Genomic DNA, 1,278 nt, shown 5'->3' on the forward strand with positions numbered 1-1,278 from the left:
CTCAGGGGCCGTGAGGTTGTGGTGGCGGTGCGTGGCACGGTGCGCAGATGGAGCACCCTGCACAAGTGGGCCAAGACCTATTCCGAGTGCCTCCGGGAACCGTTGCGGCTCATCGGCGAGGGCTGGCAGGCCGAAGTCAACAACATCGGCGAGCTGATCGCCGTCCCCATCCCCGGCATGACGCGCAGTGCCAAGCCATGGGTATCCGTCTCCGCGGTTCATGCCTCCTCTGCCCTGAAGAACGGCACGGACGGCCGGCTGTGGAACCCGACTCGCGAGCTGCTGTTCAGCCTCCCGGGATTGGTGGCCTCCACCCGCTCGCCTCAGAACGCGGACCAGCTGATGCGTGCCGCCAACGGAGTGCGGGGCCTGCTGAACATCCTTCATCTGCAATCATCGGTCGTCGGTGACCTGGCCGTGCAGTCGCTGCAGAACGACTCGGTCGACGGGGCCGGCCTGCAACGCGTCACCATCAGCCGGGTGACCAGCCAGCTGGCCACCGCCGGTGTCCGGCAACGATCGCTGATCATGTACACCGGATCCATGGGCGGTGACAGGACAGAGCGAAGCAGAATCCTGGGCCAGTTGGGAGAGCTGGTCCGTGACGCCCGCCTGCTGATCTACGTACCGGTGGCGGGCTCCGCCGCCGCGCTGCTCGAGCACCCCATCCGGGGCACCGTGGTCTCCTCACAGACCCCGGACGGCCGCCCCAGCGACTGGGAACTGATGAGCATGCGCCCCACCCTGAGCATGCTGGTGGCGGCACCCGACGGCAGCCTCATCGACCGGGGCAGCCCCATGGGGCAGTTCTGGTACGCGTTCATCGAGCCGGAGGAGGAACGCCCGTCGGCGGGATTGGTTGTTTCGCTCAGCGCCGGGCATCCGTTGCACGACCCGGAACGCTTCCCCCAGTCGGCTCAGATACTGAGGGGTCGGACATCGGCGGATGATTTCGGCGCCTATGCCGTCCTCCCGCAGCGCAACGGGCGGGTCGGCCTCTCGGTCGACTTCGGCCTCGACATCGCCCCGGACCTCCCGGACATGGTCTGGGACGCTTCGCCCAAGGAGATCGCCGCCTGGTTGCGGGAACAGTTCCGGGACCCGTTCCCGCAGGAGTTCCATATCCTCACCGACCCGGTCTCCACGAGGGACTTTCCCCAGTTCGCCGCCACGATTGCGGCGGTAGCCGTCGAGCTGCGCTCCCGCGGCCGGATATCCCCGCCGAACACCTACTGGGGCATCGACCCTGAGCAGCTCAAGCCGACCCTGGTCGACAGC

1 protein-coding gene is annotated in these 1,278 nt (G+C 67.5%); it reads left to right on the top strand.

Translation table 11 applies throughout. The annotated features are described in order from the left end of the window. Positions 1-39 precede the first annotated feature (39 nt). Positions 40-1,278, top strand: a 1,239-nt coding sequence (locus ACWGI8_RS41685) for a hypothetical protein (RefSeq protein ID WP_453668666.1), incomplete at its 3' end; no start/stop codon positions are given.

It is taken from the genome of Streptomyces sp. NPDC054841 (genome assembly GCF_053611045.1).